Source organism: Nocardia sp. NPDC005978, assembly GCF_040614455.1.
Taxonomy (GTDB): Bacteria; Actinomycetota; Actinomycetes; order Mycobacteriales; family Mycobacteriaceae; genus Nocardia.
Map to the genome: position 1 here is coordinate 19,133 of NZ_JBEXUS010000085.1, position 17,617 is coordinate 36,749.

The window sequence follows — 17,617 nt, forward strand, 5'->3', positions numbered from 1 at the left end:
CATGACCAGCCCCAACGCATTCGGCGTGCACTCCGAGGTAGGCGCATTGCGCAAGGTGCTGGTGTGCGCGCCCGGCCTTGCCCACGACCGGCTGACCCCCACCAATTGCGACGACCTGCTCTTCGACGACGTGCTGTGGGTGCAGAACGCCAAGCGCGATCACCTCGACTTCATCACCAAGATGCGCGACCGCGGCATCGAGGTCGTGGAACTGCACGAGGTACTCGCCGCGACGCTGGAGCTCCCCGAAGCCCGGGACTGGGTGCTCGACCGGACCATCACCGTGAACCAGGTCGGGCTGGGCCTGGTCGACGAAGTGCGCTCGTACCTCGCCGAATCGACCGCGCGCGAACTCGCGGTCCACCTGATCGGCGGCCTGGCGGTCGCGGACCTGCCCGGCGAGTACGCCGCCGGCTACCGCGCCCTGGCCCGGGAACAGGCCGGGGTGCGCGAGTACCTGCTCCCGCCGTTGCCGAACACCCTCTACACTCGCGACACCAGCTGCTGGATCTACGGCGGCGTCACGCTCAATCCGCTGTATTGGCCCGCGCGCCATGACGAAACACTGCTGATGAAGGCGATCTACAGTTTCCACCCCGACTTCACCGGCGCGCGGGTCTGGTGGGGCGATCCCGAAAAAGACTGGGGCAACGCCACTCTCGAAGGCGGCGATGTCATGCCGATCGGCAACGGCGCGGTGTTGATCGGGATGAGCGAACGGTCTTCGAGGCAGGCCGTCACCCAGCTGGCCAAGACCCTGTTCGACAACGGCGCGGCGACCCGGGTCATCGCCGCCGGCATGCCCAAACTGCGCTCGGCCATGCACCTGGACACAGTCTTCACCTTCGCCGATCGCGATCTGGTGACCGCGTATCCCGATGTGGTGGAGGGAATACACACCTTCTCACTGCGTCCCGGCGACAACGCGACAGGAATCGAAGTCACCGAGGAGAAGTCGCCCTTCCTGGACGTCGTGGCGGACGCGCTGAACCTCGCGACACTGCGCGTCGTGGAAACCGGCGGCGGCTACTACGCCAATCAGCGCCAGCAGTGGGACAGCGGCAACAACCTGGTCGCGGCCGAACCGGGCGTGGTGTTCGCGTACGACCGGAATACCCACACCAACACCGAACTTCGGCGACAGGGCATCGAGGTCATCACCATCGTCGGCGCGGAACTCGGGCGTGGGCGCGGCGGCGGGCACTGCATGACCTGCCCGATCGCACGCGATCCGCTCGACTAGTCCAGACGCGTGGTCTTCCACCACGCGACGATGTCCGGCTTCTCGCTGGACGAGCGCGGGCGCGAATACATGAGGAACGGCGCGCGATCGTCGGTGTCGAGGAAGACGGTGATGATCGACTCGCCCCAGTAGGACTTCACGCGGTAATTCACGTACGAGACACCGTGATTCCGTTCGGAGAACTTGGTGGCGGGGTCGAGCAGCGCGGTCACCGCGCGGACGTCGTCGGCCGAGCGGTAGGCGTAGAAACGGAACGTCGGGTCCTTGTAGCTGCCGCCGCCGTCGCACTCCCACTGGGCGGTCCAGCGGCCGACGTCGAGGCCGTCGTCGCTGTCCGAGGGCCGGTCCTTGGGCTCGTAGCTCTTGCAGGTGGCGGCGTTGAAACCCTCCTTGCGGCCCTTGTCGACCGGCACCATGCGCGGGAACGCCTCCCACAGCGCGTCCAGGTCACCGGCCGAGGTCTGATTGCCCGCGTCGCCCCGGTCGATGAAGAACAGGCCGGCGACCACCGCCAGAACGACGGCCAGCACCGCGGCCCCGATGCCGGCGAACAGCCCGCGGCGCGAACGGCTCGGCTCGGGCGCGCTCGGCGGCGCGATCACGCGCGTCTGCTCCGCGCGCGCCGGTGCGCCGGTGAACGGCACGGTCGCGGTCGCGTCGATCCCGTCCGCCAGCGCCCGCCGCGCCGCCGCGGCGAACTCCGCGCAGGACCCGAACCGATCCTGCGGCCGTTTGGCCATGGCCCGCGCCAGCACCCGGTGCAGCGCCACCGGCAGATCCGGCCGGATCGCGGACAGCGACGGCGGCTGCTCGTACAGGTGCCCCTGCATCACCACGGCCGGATGATCGGACTCGTACGGCCCGACCCCGGTCAGCAATCGAAACATCGTGCACGCCAGCGAGTATTGATCGGCGCGAGCGTCGAGCTGCTCGCCCGAAAGCTGCTCCGGGGACGCGTAGGCCAAAGTGGCGGTGAAGGTTCCGGTGCGCGTCAAATGCCCGGCGTCATCACGCAGGCGCGCGATTCCGAAGTCGGTCAGCAGTACTCGTTCGGGTCGCCCGGTCACGGACTGCTCCAGCAGAATGTTCGCGGGCTTGATGTCGCGATGCAGCACGCCGCGACTGTGCGCGTGATCCAGCGCTTCGGCCACTTCCGAGACGATGCGCACCGCGCGGTCGGCGGTCATCTCGTGATCGGGAACCGTCGAGGCGTCCGGGCCGTCCACGTACTGCATGGAGATCCACAGCTGTTCGCCCTCGGCGCCGCGATCGTAGATCGCCACGATATTGGGATGATCCAGCCGCGCCACGAGTTCGGCTTCCCGATCGAAACGGGCTCGGCTCTCCGGATCGGAGAACAGGTGCCGATTCAGGACTTTCAGCGCGGTCAAGCGCGGCAGGCGCGGATGCCGGGCCAGAAATACCGAACCCATGCCGCCGCGACCCAGCTCGCCTTCGACCACATATTCGGCGAAAACCTCACCGCTGCGCAGCATCTTCGAACTCCCGCATTCCCCGACAGCAAATCCCGCGGCGCGCGACAGGCCCTCGGCCTCGAGATCATGGCGGCGCGGCCCGCACCGGACAACATAACCGGAATCGGCGGCGGGTGTTCATCCGCGTCCGCGCGGAATCGGCTCACGGCTCAGTCGAGCACCGCCGCGACCGCGGCCGCCATGGCCGCGTGACCGGCGTCGTTCGGGTGCAGGTGATCGCCGATGTCGTAGACCGCGGCGAGCCGGTCGGTGGCGGCGGGATCGGCCAGCACGGTCGCGATGTCGGCGACCGCGTCGTACTCGCCGGACCCGCGGATCCAGTCGTTGACCGCCCGGCGCACGCCCTCGCGGTCGGCGAACCTGGCCCGGTCCCCGCTGTCGAAGGTGGACCGCCCGACCGGGGCGATGGTCGCGCCGATCACCCGCAGACCCCCCGCCCGCGCCTGGGCGATGAGCCCCCGCAGGCCCTCGATCACCTGCTCGGCGGACAGCCCGCCGGTGAGCGGTCCCAGCGCCAGATTCGCGCCGCCGACCCAGATGTCGTTGATGCCCTGCAGGATGACCACGGTGCCCACCCCCGGGCGGTCCAGCACATCACGCTGGAACCGGGTCAACCCGCCTTCACCGAGCCACTGCGAATCCGCGATCACGCAGTTGCCGTTGATCCCGAGATTGAGCACCGCGCGCCTGCGGTCCTGGGCCAGCAGCAGTTCGGCCAGTTGATCGGGGTAGGCGTTGTGCTGATCGCGGGTGGAGCCGACGCCCTCGGTGAAGGAATCACCGAACAGGGCCACCGCGGGCCGGTGCGGATGCGAGTCGGCCACCTCGACCGCGTCCAGGTAGTAGAAGGAGGTGGAGGTGACCGCGAACGCCTCGCCGGTGCTGTCGGCGCGGTGGTCGTCCCACGCGAGATACGAGGTGTTCGGGGTCAGCGCGTGGTAGGTGGCCGGCCCGGTGGCGTCGGCGAAATACAGTGTGACCGTTAGTTCTTCGAGCATGGCGACCGGCAAAGCGACCGGATCGGTGACGGCCTCGGCCCCGGTGTCGATCCGGAAGGTGAACTCGTGCCCGATGGTCAAGGGCTGCAGGCTGTCCGGGTACAGGGCCGCACCGCCGGCACTGCGGGCGATCGTCGCCCCGGTCACCACCAGCGGCTGGGTTCCGAATCGGTTCGATAGTCGCAGCCGCAGGGTCGATCCTTCCGCGCTGACCCGAATCACCTGGCGCACAGACTGATTCCCGAATCCGGAGGTGGACCAGTTGAAGCTGTCGCCGGGCCGCTGGGTGGCGGTGACCCAGGCCGCCTGCCAGGTGAACGCGGGCGCGGGCGCGGCAGCCCCGGCTCCCGCGAGCAGGAGCAGTGCTCCGAGGATGACGGCGGCGATGCGCACGGCGGAGATTCCCTTCGTCGGCTGCGTGCCGCCCGGGCGGGTCCAGCAAGACCACTCTGGCCCGCCCACCAAGTTACCGTCGGGTAAGAGAGTTCTGCCAGTGCTCAGGCGCGCGGGTCGCGGCCGAGGTACTCGAGCAGCTCGTCGACGACCGGGGTGGAGCTCGCCGCGCCCGGCTCGACGATGTCCGCGAACACGCCGTACTGGCGCAGCGGCTCGATCAGCCCGCGGGCCGCGGTGAGCAGGTGACCGGCGACCTCGTCGGTGAGCGGGGACGGCTGACCGGTGGCGATGGCGATATCCCAGGCGTGCACCATCGCGTCCATCGCGCACAGCACGCCGGCGACCGGGGTCGGCAGGTCGCCGAAGGGCAGCGGGGTCGGGACGGCCTCGGTGTCGTCGGAGACGGTGGACCACGCGGTGGCGGTCTCCTCGACGGCGACCGAGATCAGCTTGGCCGCGCCGCCCTCGATGGCGCCGGACGGGGCGAAGGGGTCGTAGGCCGGGCCCGCGCCGATGCCGAGCGCGGAGGCGTAGGCCAGCTGATCACCGGCGGCGTGCTGAACCACCTGCGTCACAGTCCATTCCGAGCAGGGGGTGGCCAGCTGCCACTGATCGTCGGCGACCCCGGCGACCGCGTCGGTCAGTGCGCGGTAGGAGGTGGCGAGCACGTCGCGCCAGACGGGGGCGAGGGCGGCGGCGGGGGTGTTGTTCGCGGTGTTCTCGGTGGCGTTCATTGTCTTGCCTCTCAGTTCGTTTCGATCCGTTGAGATAAAGGTATGAGGCAATTAGGCTTGTTTTCTTCCTAATAGATCCGCCGATCGAAAGCCGACAGTGTGACCTCCACCACAACGCGGTTGCTGCGCCTGCTCTCGCTGCTGCAGAACGGCACGCATACCGGCCGTGACCTGGCCGAACGCCTCGCCGTCACCGACCGCACCCTGCGCCAGGACATCGCCAGGCTGCGCGAACTCGGCTATCCGGTGCACGCCGAACGCGGTCCGGTCGGGGGCTATCGCCTGGGTCAGGGCACGACGATGCCGCCGCTGCTGCTCGACGACGAGGAAGCGGTGGCCATCGCGGTCGCGATGGGCCTGACCGCCAAGGGCAGCACCGGCGTCGCCGACATGGACGTCACCCTCACCCGCGCCCTGGCCAAGATGGAACGCATCCTGCCGAAACGCCTGCAGCGCAAGGTGACCGCGCTGCGCACCGCCACCGACGTCGGGCCCGCCGTCATCGGCTCGCGCGAACCCGAGGCCCCCGTCCCGGCCGAGACCCTGGCCACCATCGCCACCGCGATCCGCGCCGCCGTCACCCTGCGGGTGGACGGGGTCGAATACGAGCCCTACCGCCTGATCAGCGCCACCCGCCGCTGGTTCCTGGTGGCCTACAGCCTGCACACCCACACCTGGCGGGCCCTGCCCGTGGCGTCGGTCGAACAGCTCGACCGGAGCGACCGCCCCTTCGCGCCGCGCCCGCTCCCCCAGCAGGACCTGGTCGGCTTCGTGCTGCGCGAGGTCTCGCTCTCGGGCTGGAAGGTGCACGCCGAGGTCACCGTGCTGCAATCCGCCGCGACCGTGATCGCGCGCATCAACCCGGCGGTGGGCATCGTCGAGCCGCTGACCGAGAACACCTGCCGCCTGCTGACCGGGGCGGACGCGCTGGAAACCATCGCCATCTACCTGAGCATGCTGATGATGGACTTCCGGGTGGACGGGCCGCCGGAATTGGTGGCGCACCTGCGTACTCTGGCCCGCCGCTACAGCGAGTCGACCCCGGCGCAGCGGTAGCGGCGAGCCGCCGTCACGGTCTAGCGGAGGCCTCGTCGACCGCGCACTCGTCGAAGTCACCCCGGTCGGCCGATTCTCCGTGTCCGGACAGCGCCGCGGTGCGGCGCGAGGTCAGCAGGAAATCCCTTGCCCCGTCGACGTCCGCACTCGTCAGGCCGATCGTCGGGTCGATCGGGATGAGGCGGGTCGGAGCGGTGCGGGTGGAACGATCCCGAGCCCAGCCCGCGTCACGGGGCTGGAACTGATCGTCGAACCAGACCAGCGGACGCCGGCCAGCCCAGGAATCTATGCCGCGGATCTTGGCGTGGTGTCCGTCCGAGTGCTGGAAGGCGGTGCCCGCGAAGCGAATCACGTCGAGTTCGGGCAGGCCCAGCGGGGCCGCGAGCAGCCGGTTGGCCTCGTCCTCCCACAGGGTCGCCCACACCAGGTCCGCGCCGGTCGCGGCGGCGAGGTCGAGCAGCAATGCGCCGTGCCCGGGATCCAGCCACACCGTGCGGTTCTCGGCGGGACGATCGGGAAATATCTTGGGGCGCAACAGGTGCGACCGGTAGGTCGCGGCGCGGGGGCGGTCGCAATCGGCGAACGGATTCAGCGGGCCGTCCACGTCCAGCAGAATCGCGGGTCTGATCGGCTCGGGGTGGTTCGGTCCCGGTTGGTTCGGCCGGGTGTGATTCGGTGCGGGTTCGATCGGATCGGACATTGGCGCTCCCCACCGGCCCGGACGCCGTGCCGGGCCCTGACGACGAATCGGCCTGCCAATCATGGGGCAGCGCACCGTCGCGCACCAGTGAAATTCGCCCGGCCTCAGCGACCGCCGAGGCCGGACATGGCGATGCCGCGCACGAAGGCCCGCTGGGTCACGGCGTAGAGCAGCAGCAGCGGCAGCAGGATCACCATCGCGGCGGCCATCAGCAGCGGCCAGTCGGTGGAGTACTGGCCCTGGAGCCGGACCAGGCCGAGGGTGGCGGTGGCGTAGGCGTTGCGCTGGATCATGATCAGCGGCCAGAGGAAGTCGTTCCAGACGGTGATCCAGGTCAGCAAGGCCAGAACCATGACGGCGGGACGGGCGTGCGGAAGCAGGACGCGCCAGTAGATCTGCCAGGGCGTGCAGCCGTCCAGGGTGGCGGCCTCCTCCAATTCCACGGGGAGCGTCAGGAAGAACTGGCGCATGAGATAGGTCCCGAAAGCGCTGCCGAACAGGCCGGGAACGATCATGGCCCAGGGGGTGTCCATCCAGCCGAACGCGCGCATGAGCAGGAACTGCGGGATGACGGTGACGGTCAGCGGCACCATGAGCGTCCCGAGGTAGGCCAGGAACACCGCGTCGCGGCCCGGGAAGCGCAGGCGGGCGAAGGCGTATCCGGCCAGGGAGCAGAAGAACACCTGGCCGGCGGTGACGCAGGCGGCGTAGAGGGTGGTGTTCAGCAGCATGCGGCCGAGCGGGATGGCATCGAAAACGGCCGTGTAGTTGGACCATCGGGGATGCGCGGGCAGGGCGGCGGGGTCGGCCAGTTCGCCGTCGGACTTCAGCGAGGTCGTCAGCGCCCACAGGATGGGGGCCAGCGCCGACCAGGCCACCGCGATCAGGGCGAGGTAGATCAGCAGCGCCCGCTTCACAGTTCGGCCTCGGCGCGGCGCGAGAAGCGGAGCTGAATCAGGGTCAGGGCCAGCAGGATTGCGAAGATCACCCAGGCCAGGGCCGAGGCGTAACCGACCTCGTAGAAGCGGAAAGCGTTCTGGAACAGCATGATTCCCAGGACATAGGTCCCCGTCTCCGGCCCGCCGTTGCTGCCGGTCAGGGCGTACGCCTGATCGAACGCCTGCACCGAATTGATGACGGTGATGACGAAGACGAACGACAGCGCGCCGCGGATCAGCGGCACGGTGATCGACCCGAACCGGCGCAGCGCTCCCGCACCGTCGATTCGCGCTGCCTCGTACAGGTTTTCGGGCACCCCCTGCATGGCGGCCAGCAGGATCACCGTCGCGAACGGCACGCTCTTCCACACCGTGACCAGGCTCAGGGTCACCAGCGCCCACTCGGGCTCGGTCAGCCACGGCGCCGGCCCGAGCCCCACCCACCCCAGCACGAGATTGGCCAGCCCGTCGTTGGTGGCGAAGATGAACCGGAACACCACCGCCATGGCGACCGTGGAGGCCACCAGCGGCAGGAACGCGATCGTCCGAAACACCCCGATACCGGCCAGCTTCCGATTCAGCAGCGCGGCGATGACCAGACTGACCGCCACGGTCGGCACCAGGGTCAGCACGGTGAACACCGCCGAATTGCGCAGCGCGATATAGAACAGCGGATCCGCGGAGAACAGCCTCCGATAGTTGTCCACACCCACGAACCGCGGCGCGCTGAACAGATCCCAGGAGTGGAAACTCAGGTAGAGCGAAAACCCCAGCGGGAAAACCAGGAACACGGCCACCGCCGCGAGGTTGGGCGCGATGAACAACGCTCCGGCCCGTGCCCGCCGCCGGGCCAGCCCCGGGCTCGCACCACCCCGGTCCGCGGCGGCGTGCGACTCGCTCATGTTGCCGCCCGCAGGAGTTCGTCGATGTCCGCGGCCGTGCGGCCCGCCAGTGAATCGGCGGTGGCCGCGCCGCGCAGGACCCGGTTACAGCCGCGTTCGAGCAACGACTCGACCTTGCCCCACAGGGGTGTGACGGCCAGTTGCCGGGAGGCGGCGGGGCCGCCGGTGAAGACCTCGAGGTTGCGGATCCCGGGGTGCGCCGCGGCGAAACCCGGTGCGCCCATGGCGGATCGCAGGACCGGGACGAACAGGCCGGACTCCGCTATCAGCGCCTGACCCTCGGGGCCGGTCGCGAACTTCACGAACTCCCAGGCCTTTTCGCGGCGGGGACTGGCCGCCGCGATCGCCAGGCCGGTGCTGCCGACGTCGGTGATCGCGCCGGGGCCGCCGTGCGGGCCGACGGGCAGCACCGTCACGTCGAAGTCCAGGTCGTCACGGCCGGTGAACTCCGAGAACAGCCAGTGCCCGCCCAGCAGCATGGCCGCGCGGCCGCTGCGGAACAGATCCTGGGCCGAGACCGATTGCCGGTCACCGACTCCGGGCGCGACCCGGTGCCGGACCGCGAGATCGGCGTAGAACTGCAGGCCCGCCGCGAACCGCGGATCGCCGAGGTTGGTGCGCTCGGGGCGCACCGGCGGGCTGAACCACTCCGCACCGTTGTTCATGCCGAAGCAGGCCGCCGAGAAGTACGGCACCCAGGCGTCGGCGAAACCCCAGCGCTCGGTGCGGCCGTCGCCGTCGCGCCGGGTCAGCGCGGTGGCCGCGGCCAGGAACTCCGCGAAGGTCCACGCGTCCGCCCACCGTCCCGGCGGCTCGATTCCCGCCTCGGCGAACAGCTTCCGGTTGTAGTAGAGGAACACCCCCGACCACTGCTCCGGCAGCGCATACTGCCCGCCGCGCCACGCGAACGTCTCCCGCAGCGGCGCGTAGCCGTCGGCCCGCAGCGCGGCGGCGTACCCGGGATCCCGGTCCAGGAACTCCCGCAGGTCGACCAGCACCCCCCGCTCGGCCAGTCCCGCGTAGAGCAGTTCCCACGACATCAGCACGTCGGGGCATTTGCCGCCCGCGCAGTAGGTCAGCATCTGCTGCAGCGGATCCGGCCCGGACATGATCGTGCGGATCCGGATGTCCGGCCGCCGCCGCTCGAACTCCTCGATGATCCGCAGCCGCGCCCGCGCCTCCTCGGGCCGCGCCTGAAAGAAGAAGGTGACCGCGTCATCGTCGTCCCCGGCACAGCCCCCCAGCGCCGCCAGCGGGGCAGCCGCGGCGGCCGCGCGGAGTATCGCGCGCCGCGAGAACGCCTGCGGGAAGCGCGCATCGGGAGCGGGCGCACGGGGCGGGGTTGCCGGGGACGCGGTCATCGGCCGTACCGTCGTGCGCCGGTTCGGCTTCCGGAGCCCGCCCCGGCCGCGGTCCACCCGGCGCCGACCCGCGTATGTTCGGCTCGCAAGCGCGGGCGTGGCTTTCGCGCATCGCTCCCCGAACGCTCACCCCGCACCCCCGGTCCCCGGCCGCCGCGCGCGGACAGCGCTGTCCGGTCGCCACTCGTCGTCCGGTTTCGACCGTTCGTCGCACTTGCCCGGCCACTCGGCGCAATCCGATCGCCCGCCGTCCGCGAGCGCCGACAGTACGGGCATGAGTGATTCGACGGCCCGGGCGGCGACACGCGCCGACGGGACGGCGGGACGGGCATCGGATCTCCTCATGGTCGCTGGCCAACCCACCGGACCCTGTGGCCCAGGTCGCAGATCAGCATGGCAGCATACGGTGAGCAACCGGCGACACGCGGCGAACACGCGGAAGCGCGGGACAGCCCGCCGGACCGCGACACCCCCGCCCCCGGCACGATGCCGCCGCCGGCCCACCCGTATCCCGCGGCGCGACACCGGGTGAGCGGCGCGGGAAAGCCGACTTCCCGGCATGTCGGTTCCGCTACGTTGGCACCATTTCACCTAGATCCTTTGGATTCCGCTGTACCGCAGGGAGAGTTGGCCCATGGCGACCATCGAATATCTCCGGACGGACCCCGACCTACCCCCGGTCGGCGTCGTGGACCGGACACCCATGACGCGTGCGAAGAAGGGCGTATTCCTCGTCATCGCCCTGCTCGGGGCCCTCGCATGGACCATTCTGGCCGTGGTCCGCGGCGAGAACGTGAACGCCGTCTGGATCGTCATAGCGGCGGTCTGCACCTATGTGCTGGCCTACCAGTTCTATTCGCGCCTCATCGCCTGGAAGATCACCAAGCCGCGCGATGACATGGCCACCCCCGCCGAGGAGATGGAGAACGGCCGCGACTACATGCCGATGGACCGGCGTGTGCTCTTCGGCCACCACTTCGCCGCCATCGCCGGCGCGGGCCCACTGGTCGGCCCCGTGCTCGCCGCGCAGATGGGCTATCTGCCGGGCACCATCTGGATCATCGTCGGCGTCGTGTTCGCCGGTGCGGTGCAGGACTATCTGGTGCTGTGGGCCTCCACCAAACGCCGGGGCCGCAGCCTCGGTCAGATGGCCCGCGAGGAGCTGGGCCGGGTCGGCGGCGTGGCCGCCATCGTGGCCGTGCTCGTCATCATGATGATCCTGCTCGCGGTGCTCGGCATCGTGGTCACCAACGCGCTGGCCGCCACCACCAACAAGGAGACCGGCGTCCTCGAGGGCGGCAGCCCGTGGGGCGTGTTCTCCATCGCCATGACGATCCCCATCGCGCTGCTCATGGGCTTCTACCTGCGGTACGTGCGCCCGGGCAAGGTCGGCGAGGTGTCGATCATCGGCTTCGCGCTGCTCATGCTGGCCATCGTGTCCGGCAACTGGGTCGCCGAATCCGGCTGGGGCCGTGACCTGTTCACCCTCACCGGCACCACCATCGCGTGGCTGCTCATCGCCTACGGCTTCGTCGCCTCGGTGCTGCCGGTGTGGATGCTGCTCGCCCCGCGCGACTACCTGTCGACCTTCATGAAGATCGGCACCATCGGCCTGCTCGCGGTCGGCGTGCTGGTCACCATGCCGACGCTGCAGGCCCCGGCCATCTCGCAGTTCGCGGGCAACAGCAACGGCCCGGCGTTCGCGGGCAGCCTGTTCCCGTTCCTGTTCATCACCATCGCGTGCGGCGCGCTCTCGGGCTTCCACGCGCTGGTCTCCTCCGGCACCACCCCGAAGCTGCTGGAGAAGCAGTCGCAGGCCCGCATGATCGGCTACGGCGGCATGCTCATGGAATCGTTCGTGGCGGTCATGGCCATCATCACCGCGAGCATCATCGATCAGCACCTGTACTTCGCGATGAACGCCAGCGGCGCGCTGACCGGCAACTCCGCGGAGAAGGCGGCGACCTACGTCAACGGCCTCGGGCTGGACGGGCCGCCCATCACCGCCGCGGAACTGGATCAGGCCGCGGCCGACATCGGCGAGAAGAAGATCGTCTCGCTCACCGGCGGCGCCCCGACCCTGGCGGTCGGCATGTCCGAAGTGCTGCACCAGTTCCTGGGCGGCACGGGCTGGAAGGCGTTCTGGTACCACTTCGCGATCATGTTCGAGGCGCTGTTCATCCTCACCACCATCGACGCGGGCACCCGCGTCGCGCGCTTCATGGTCTCGGACGCGCTGGGCAACCTGGGCGGCGCGGCGAAGAAGTTCAAGGATCCGTCGTGGTGGCCGGGCGTGTTCATCTGCTCCGCGATAGTGGTCGCGGCCTGGGGTTCGGTGCTGCTCATGGGCGTGACCGATCCGCTCGGCGGCATCTACACGCTGTATCCGCTGTTCGGCATCTCCAACCAGTTGCTCGCGGCCGTCGCGCTGACCGTGGTGCTGGTGATCGTGGTGAAGAAGGGTCTGCTGAAATGGGCCTGGATTCCGGGCGTTCCGCTGGTCTGGGACCTCGTCGTCACCATGACCGCCTCGTTCCAGAAGATCTTCTCCGACGATCCCAAGATCGGCTACTGGCGGGCGCACGGTGACGCGGTCACCAAGCGCGAGAACTACCAGGCGGCCCTGGACACCGGGCAACTCCCGGCCGGGGTCAAGGATCCGGCCGCGCTGCAGAAGGCGCTGGACGACCTCGACAAGATCGTCCGCAACACCTTCATCCAGGGCACGCTCTCGATCGTGTTCGCGGTGCTGGTGCTGATCGTCGCGGTCGTGGGCGTGCTGGTGTGCGTCAACGCCGTGCGCAAGGGCGGGGCGGAGACCACCGAATCGCCGGAGGTGCCGTCCAAGATCTTCGGGCCCAGCTCCTTCGTGGCGACCAAGGCGGAGAAGCAAGTCCAGCAGGAGTGGGACGCCCTGATCGCCGAGGGCAAGGTGCGGCCGCCGGGTTCGGCGCACGCGCACTGACATGGCGATGAACGACAACTCGCGCGCCTCGTCGCCGGCAGCGCTGCTGCGGTCGGCGGGGCGCGCGGTCGTGCGGGTCGTGCGGGCGGTGATCTGGTGGTTCGACTCCGTGCTCGGCGGCAACGACTACCAGCGGTACGTGCGGCACCTGCGCCTGCACCACCCCGGCGGGGACATTCCGAGCGAGCGCGAGTACTGGCGGGAACGGCACGACGCGGCCACCCGCAATCCCCAGCAACGCTGCTGCTGAGCGCGGGTGTCCGATTTCCGCCGACGGTAGCGTCTGATTTCCGCTAGCGGAGTTCGGCGCGGGCTGCGATCGTGGATCCTGTGAGTGCGAACGATCTGGACTTCGAGCGCTGCTACCGAGCCGTGACGACTCGGGACGCGCGCTTCGACGGGCAATTCTTCACGGCGGTGCGAACCACCGGAATCTATTGCCGCCCTTCCTGCCCCGCCATTACACCCAAACCCGCGAACGTCACGTTCCTGCCCACCGCCGCGGCGGCCCAGCAGGGCGGGTACCGCGCCTGCCGGCGCTGCCTGCCCGACGCCGCACCCGGCTCCCCGCTCTGGAACACCCGCGCCGACCTGGCCGCCCGCGCCATGCGGCTGATCGCCGACGGGGTCATCGAGCGCGGCGGCGTGCCCGCCCTCGCGGACACCCTCGGCTACTCCCAGCGCCAGCTCACCCGGGTGCTGACCAGCGAGCTCGGCGCGGGTCCGCTCGCCCTGGCCCGCGCGCACCGGGCGCACACCGCCCGGCTGCTGATCCAGACCACCCGGCTCACCATGTCGGACATCGCCTTCGCGGCGGGGTTCGCCAGCATCCGGCAGTTCAACGACACCGTGCGCGAGGTGTTCGCGGTCAGCCCGACCACGCTGCGCGAGGAGTCGCGCCGCCGCAACGGCGACACGCTGCCCGCCACCAACGGCGTCCTGACCCTGCGCCTGCCCTACCGTGAGCCGCTGGACCGCTCGTGGCTGGAATGGTTCCTCTCCGCGCACGCCGCACCGGGATTGGAAACCTGGGAGGACGGCGTCTTCACCCGTGCCCTGCGAACACCGCACGGGCACACCACCATCGGGCTCTCGGTGCAGCCCGGGCACGTACGCGCCTCGCTGGCGCTGCACGATATGCGCGATCTCGCGCCGACGGTGGCGCGACTGCGGCATCTGCTCGACCTGGACGCCGACCCCGTCGGGATCGACGAAGCGCTGTCCACCGGACTGGAATCCACGCATCGCGAGGGCATCGCGGGGGCCGTGCTCGCACCCGGCATCCGGGTCCCGGGCTGCCTGGACGGGCCGGAACTGCTGCTGCGCACCATGATCGGGCAGCAGATCTCGGTCGCCGCCGCCAATACCCATGTGGCCCGGCTGGTTCAGGCGCTCGGCGAACCGGTGGACGGGGCCGCGCACCACCTGTTCCCCACCACCGAGGCCATCGCCGAGCACGGCGCGGAGGTGCTGACCGGCCCGGCCCGAAGGGTCGAAGCCATCGTCGGCGCGGCGCGCGCGCTCGCCGGCGGCGACCTGGTCCTGCACTCCGGGCGCACCGCCGCCGACCTGCGCCGCGATCTGCTCGCGCTGGACGGGGTCGGCCCGTGGACCGCCGACTACGTCACCATGCGCCTGCTCGCCGACCCCGACATCCTGCTGCACACCGATCTCGTGGTGCGGCGCGGCGCGAGCCTGCTCGGCGTCGACCTCGCCGACACCGCGCGCTGGGCGCCCTGGCGCTCCTACCTGACCATGCACCTGTGGAAACACGCCCTGGCCAATCCCACATCCGTCCCCGATGGCGCAGCCGGCGCCCGGAAAGCGAGAACCGCACCGTGAACACCACCGCGACAGCCGATTTCGCCACCCTGACCACCCCCGCGGGCCCGTTCACCGCGCTCGTGGACAGCGAGGGCGCGGTCCTGGCCGCGGGCTGGACCGCCGACGCGGAGAACCTGCGCGGCCTGATCCACCCCACCCTGCGCCCGGCCGCACTGCGCGAGCGCGCCGCGCTCGGCGCGGTGACCAAGGCCGTAACCGACTACCACGCGGGCGATCTCACCGCGATCGACCCGATCACCGTCCGCCAGCAGTCCGGCCCGTTCCTGGTGCACGCCTGGGAGGTCCTGCGCAAGATCCCCGCGGGCGACCCCGTCACCTACACCGAATACGCCGCCCGCTCGGGCCGCCCCGAGGCCGTCCGCGCCGCCTCGAACGCCTGCGCCCGCAATGCCGCGGCCCTGTTCGTCCCCTGCCACCGGGTCCTGCGGACCGACGGCACTCTCGGCGGCTTCCGCTGGGGCCTGGAGGTGAAACGCTGGCTCCTGGACCACGAGGCCTGAACGAATCTCAGGCTCCGATGGAGGTTTCGAGGCGGGAGCCGGTGCGGCCGCGGATCACGTGGAGGCGGCTGGGGATGCGCTGGCGCATCTCGTCGACGTGGCTGACGACGCCCACCACGCGGCCGCCGGAGCGGAGCTCGTCCAGGACGCCCATCACGGCGTCGAGGGTGTCGGCGTCGAGGCTGCCGAAGCCCTCGTCGATGAAGAGGGTGTCCAGGACCAGGCCGCCGGACTCGGCGGCCACCACGTCGGCCAGGCCGAGGGCCAGAGCCAGTGAGGCCATGAAGGTTTCACCGCCGGAGAGCGTCTTGGCGGGGCGGACCGCGCCGGTGTAGTCGTCGCGGATGTCCAGGCCCAGACCGCCGCGGCGGCCGTGCCGGCCGGCGGCGTCGGAATGCACGAACTCGTAACGGCCGCCGCACATCAGGCGCAGGCGGGAGGAGGCGGCCACCGCCACCTCTTCCAGTCGGGCCGCCAGCACGTAGGAGCGCAGGGACATTCGGCGACTGTTCTCGCCGCGCCCGGCCACCACCTCGGCCAGGCGCGCGAGTTCGTCGTGCGCGCGCTGCAGCGGGGCGATCCGATCCACCGCCGCCCACAGCTGCGAGCACAGCTCCTCGAGCTGTTCCACCCGGCGGGCGGCCTCGGAGTGCGCCGCCACCGCGCGCTCCAGCAGCGTCTGAGCCTGTGCCACGGCGCTTTCCAGGCCCGCGAGATCACCGGGCGGCTGGTCGGCGGCGGCGCGGATCTCGGGTTCGGCGAGCACGGTCTCCGCGTGCGCCCGGGCCCGATCGGCCGTGGTCAAGGCGGCCTCCAGCTCGCTCTGCCGCTCGGCGGTGCGCGAGGCCGCGTCCACCGCCTGCCCGTACCCGCGCAGCGCGGTGTAGTCGACGCCGTTCGCGCCGAGCACCGGCGGCGGCGCGTCCACCAAACCCGCTTCGCCGGCGAGCTTTTCGACGCGCACGGCCAGCGACTCGAGCTGCTCGCGCGCCCGCGCCACCGCGGCGCGGATCTCGCGCACGGCGCTCGCGGCCTCGACCAGCGCGGCCAACCGGGCGCGGCGGCGCTCCACGGTTCCGTCCGCTCCGGCGGCGGCGCGCAGGCGCTCGGTCAGTTCGGCCAGCCGCCGATCGGTGGCGACGAGGCGTTCCATCGTCGCGCTGCCGCGACTTTCGCAGTCGCGCAGTTCGTCCTGGAGCCCGACCTCCTCGGCGCGCAGGCGCTCGAACTCCGCCGTCAACGTGGCCGCCCTGCCCGCGAGCTCACGACTCGCGACCCAGCGTGCCTCGGCGGCGGCGAGGGCGGCGGCCAGTTCCGCCCTGTCGGTGTCGCCCCCGCGCTCGACGAGCACCTCGATGGCGCGTTCGAGCTCGGTGATCGCCTGCCCCACGCGATCCCGGGCGGCCTCGGCCGCGCGTTCGGCGGCCAGCGCGGTGTCCTCGGCCTCCTTCGACACCGCGTGCGCGGCCGGGCGCGCGGGCGCGGGGTGTTCGGCCGATCCGCATACGGCGCAGGCTTCGCCGTCCACCAGATCGGCCGCCAGTTCCGCGGCCATCCCCGCCAGCCGCTGTTCCCGCAGCGCGAGGGTGCGCTCCCGCGCGTCCAGGTGGGCACCGCGCCGCGCCGCGAAATCCCCTCGCGCCCTGCCCAATTCCTCTTGACGACGTTCCAGTTCCAGCGCGGCCTTGGCGGCGTTCTTCCACCGCTCCCGCTCGGCCTCCAGCACCGGCAGCCCGGCCGCGGCGTCGGTGGCTTCGCGCAGTTCCCCCTGAACCTTGACGAGCCGCTCCGGCAACGCCCCCCGCTTCCGCTCGACGGTCGCGGTCCGCTCCCCCAGCGCCCGCTGCTCCTCCCGCAGCCGCGCCAGCTCGGCGGTCAGCCGATGCGCCGACTCCGCGTCGGCCCGCACCTCGTCCAACGCCCCCATCTGCGCGCTCCACCGCCGCACCGCGGCCTCGAGCCCGGCCCCGGCCTCGCCCCGCCGGAACGGCTCGGCCGACATCGGCGCACCGGCGCCGGTCGTCGCCGAACTCCCGGCCGTCACCCCCGCCGGACCGGGCACGCGAAGGACATCGGTCGAGTCCGGGCCGTAGCCCCCGGTCCTGTTCGCGCCCAAACTATCCCGGGCATCGGCCGCACGCCCCGGTGTGCCGGGGGAATCCACCGTCCCGTCGACGCTGAACCCATCCCGGGCACCGGCCGCGTCTCCCGTCGCCGCTCCGGCCTCAGAGCCATCGGCCGCAGGACCGGATGCGGTATCGGCCTCGCGCGCGCCCGCGAACTCTCCGTCGTGCAGCGCGCCCGCGGCGGGCGGCGGCTCCTCCATACCTTCGAGGTCGAGGGCGAGATCGCTGTCCGTCAGTTCACCCTCGGCCAGATCCATTGCCGCCCAGCGGGTTCCCGGCAGTTCGGCGCTCGCCGGCTCGAGGAGCCGGTCGGCGAGCTGTTCCGCGGCGCGGGTCGCGTCATCTTCGCGGCGGCGC

General features: G+C 70.8%; 14 protein-coding genes. 6 read left to right on the top strand and 8 right to left on the bottom strand.

Annotated elements, in window-relative coordinates:
* Position 1 precedes the first annotated feature (1 nt).
* A complete protein-coding gene (locus ABZ319_RS29660) occupies positions 2-1,243 on the top strand; it encodes an arginine deiminase (RefSeq protein ID WP_354989803.1) in 1,242 nt (413 codons plus the stop codon).
* Here the strand turns inward: ABZ319_RS29660 and ABZ319_RS29665 are convergent.
* From ABZ319_RS29665 to ABZ319_RS29675, 3 genes are all read right to left on the bottom strand, one after another.
* Positions 1,240-2,739 (bottom strand): serine/threonine-protein kinase, encoded by a 1,500-nt coding sequence (locus ABZ319_RS29665; protein WP_354989804.1) that lies wholly within the window; start codon positions 2,737-2,739, stop codon positions 1,240-1,242. The two genes, ABZ319_RS29660 and ABZ319_RS29665, sit on opposite strands and share 4 nt — an antisense overlap.
* Positions 2,740-2,888: 149 nt before the next feature.
* Positions 2,889-4,130, bottom strand: a complete 1,242-nt coding sequence (locus ABZ319_RS29670) for a GDSL-type esterase/lipase family protein (RefSeq protein ID WP_354989805.1) — start codon at positions 4,128-4,130, stop codon at positions 2,889-2,891.
* A 104-nt stretch (positions 4,131-4,234) separates the two neighbouring features.
* Entirely contained in the window at positions 4,235-4,867 is a 633-nt protein-coding gene (locus ABZ319_RS29675; RefSeq protein ID WP_354989806.1) for a TIGR03086 family metal-binding protein, read from the bottom strand.
* Between the two features lie 99 nt (positions 4,868-4,966).
* Between ABZ319_RS29675 and ABZ319_RS29680 the strand changes: the two genes are divergently transcribed.
* Positions 4,967-5,923: a WYL domain-containing protein gene (locus tag ABZ319_RS29680; protein WP_354989807.1), complete on the top strand. Its 957-nt coding sequence runs from the start codon at positions 4,967-4,969 to the stop codon at positions 5,921-5,923.
* 13 nt (positions 5,924-5,936) lie between these two features.
* Here ABZ319_RS29680 and ABZ319_RS29685 read toward each other — a convergent pair whose 3' ends face one another.
* From ABZ319_RS29685 to ABZ319_RS29700, 4 genes are all read right to left on the bottom strand, one after another.
* Positions 5,937-6,623, bottom strand: coding sequence for an HAD domain-containing protein (locus tag ABZ319_RS29685; RefSeq protein ID WP_354989808.1), 687 nt, complete (start codon positions 6,621-6,623; stop codon positions 5,937-5,939).
* A 104-nt stretch (positions 6,624-6,727) separates the two neighbouring features.
* The gene (locus tag ABZ319_RS29690) at positions 6,728-7,540 is read right to left on the bottom strand and encodes a carbohydrate ABC transporter permease (protein WP_354989809.1); all 813 of its coding nucleotides are present in this window, start codon (positions 7,538-7,540) and stop codon (positions 6,728-6,730) included.
* Positions 7,537-8,415 carry a sugar ABC transporter permease gene (locus ABZ319_RS29695; protein WP_354989816.1) on the bottom strand — a complete coding sequence of 293 codons (879 nt, stop codon included), beginning with the start codon at positions 8,413-8,415 and terminating at the stop codon, positions 7,537-7,539. The genes ABZ319_RS29690 and ABZ319_RS29695 overlap by 4 nt, the downstream gene beginning before the upstream one ends.
* A 44-nt stretch (positions 8,416-8,459) precedes the next feature.
* Entirely contained in the window at positions 8,460-9,824 is a 1,365-nt protein-coding gene (locus ABZ319_RS29700; RefSeq protein ID WP_354989810.1) for a sugar ABC transporter substrate-binding protein, read from the bottom strand.
* Positions 9,825-10,458: 634 nt separating this feature from the next.
* Between ABZ319_RS29700 and ABZ319_RS29705 the strand changes: the two genes are divergently transcribed.
* The 4 genes from ABZ319_RS29705 (at position 10,459) to ABZ319_RS29720 (ending at position 15,134) form a co-directional block, all read left to right on the top strand.
* Positions 10,459-12,789, top strand: a complete 2,331-nt coding sequence (locus tag ABZ319_RS29705; RefSeq protein ID WP_354989811.1) for a carbon starvation CstA family protein — start codon at positions 10,459-10,461, stop codon at positions 12,787-12,789.
* Between the two features lie 70 nt (positions 12,790-12,859).
* Positions 12,860-13,039 carry a YbdD/YjiX family protein gene (locus ABZ319_RS29710; RefSeq protein ID WP_354989817.1) on the top strand — a complete coding sequence of 60 codons (180 nt, stop codon included), beginning with the start codon at positions 12,860-12,862 and terminating at the stop codon, positions 13,037-13,039.
* A gap of 80 nt (positions 13,040-13,119) precedes the next feature.
* A complete protein-coding gene (locus ABZ319_RS29715; RefSeq protein WP_354989812.1) occupies positions 13,120-14,631 on the top strand; it encodes an Ada metal-binding domain-containing protein in 1,512 nt (503 codons plus the stop codon).
* A complete protein-coding gene (locus ABZ319_RS29720) occupies positions 14,628-15,134 on the top strand; it encodes a methylated-DNA--[protein]-cysteine S-methyltransferase (RefSeq protein WP_354989813.1) in 507 nt (168 codons plus the stop codon). The genes ABZ319_RS29715 and ABZ319_RS29720 overlap by 4 nt, the downstream gene beginning before the upstream one ends.
* Before the next feature lie 7 nt (positions 15,135-15,141).
* Here ABZ319_RS29720 and ABZ319_RS29725 read toward each other — a convergent pair.
* Positions 15,142-17,617 (bottom strand): SMC family ATPase (locus ABZ319_RS29725; protein ID WP_354989814.1); only part of this gene is annotated, 2,476 nt, incomplete at its 5' end.